The organism is Streptomyces sp. NPDC096105 (genome assembly GCF_044763335.1).
Taxonomy (GTDB): Bacteria; Actinomycetota; Actinomycetes; order Streptomycetales; family Streptomycetaceae; genus Streptomyces.
The window spans coordinates 1-1,206 of record NZ_JBIWGC010000055.1 but is presented as its reverse complement, the minus strand read 5'-3'; the positions used below and the strand labels follow the sequence as shown (position 1 = coordinate 1,206).

Here is a 1,206-nt window from a genome sequence, read left to right as displayed (position 1 = left end):
CGTGTGGTGGCGTTGCGGGCGCGGGTGATCGGCCGGGAGCTGGCCGGTCTGGGCGGGATGGCGTCGGTGTCGCTGCCGCGTGCGGAGGTCGAGGCGCGCCTGGCCTCGGTCTGGGAAGGCCGCCTCGACATCGCTGCGGTGAACGGCCCTTCCAGCACCGTCGTCGCGGGGGATGCGGACGCGGTCGTGGAGTTCGTGGAGGCCTGCCGGGCCGAGGAGGTCCGGGCCCGTCAGGTTCCCGTGGACTACGCCTCGCACTCCGCGCACGTGGAGCGGATCGAGGCCGAGCTTCTCGACGTCCTCGCCCCGATCACCCCGCGTGCCGCCCGGGTGCCGTTCTACTCGACCGTTGATGCGGCCCCCGTGGACACCGCGTCGTTGGACGCGGGTTACTGGTACCGCAATCTGCGCCACACCGTCCGCTTCGAGGAGACCGTCCGGCTCCTGGCCGGCCGGGGTTTCGGGACGTTCGTGGAGTCCAGCGCGCACCCGGTGCTGATCATGGGCATCCAGGAGACGGCCGACGTGACGGCCGTGGGATCGCTGCGCCGGGACGAAGGCGGACTGGAGCGCTTCCTCGCCGCCGCCGCCGAACTGTTCGTCCAAGGCGTGCCCGTCGACTGGGCCGCCCTCTTCGAGGGCACCGACGCCCGGCGTGTCGAGCTGCCCACCTACCCCTTCCAGCGCACCCGGTACTGGTTCGATTCCGTGCCCGAGGCGGAGCCGGCCCACGGAGTCCCGGACATCGAGGAGACGCTGCTCAGTCGTGAGCTGCGGGGCCGCTCCGAGGCCGAGCGACTGGACTACGTCCTCGAACTCGTCCGGGTCCACGCCGCAACCGTGCTCGGCCGAGCCGCCGCCGACACGGTCAGCCCCGACCTGACCTTCAAGGAGCAGGGCTTCGAGTCGATCCAGGGCATCGAGTTGCGCAACCGGCTGCGCGCCGCGACCGGCCTGCCCCTGCCCACCACCCTCGTTTACGACCACCCGACGCCGGCGGAGGTCGCCCGACTGATCCGGGACGTCGCCGCCGACGAGGAGGCCCCGAGCCTGCCGACGGCCCCCGCGCCCCGCGAGCAGCGGAACCACCCCGCCCACCCGGACGACGATGCCATCGCGATCGTGGGGATGGCGTGCCGGTTCCCGGGTGGGGTGGGGTCGCCGGAGGGTCTGTGGGATCTGGTGGTGTCGGGGGCGGACGCGGTG

1 protein-coding gene is annotated in these 1,206 nt (G+C 72.8%); it reads left to right on the top strand.

Annotated elements, in window-relative coordinates; genetic code table 11:
* A partial coding sequence (locus ACIQ8B_RS32965; protein ID WP_403552008.1) for an acyltransferase domain-containing protein occupies nucleotides 1-1,206 on the top strand: 1,206 nt, incomplete at both ends.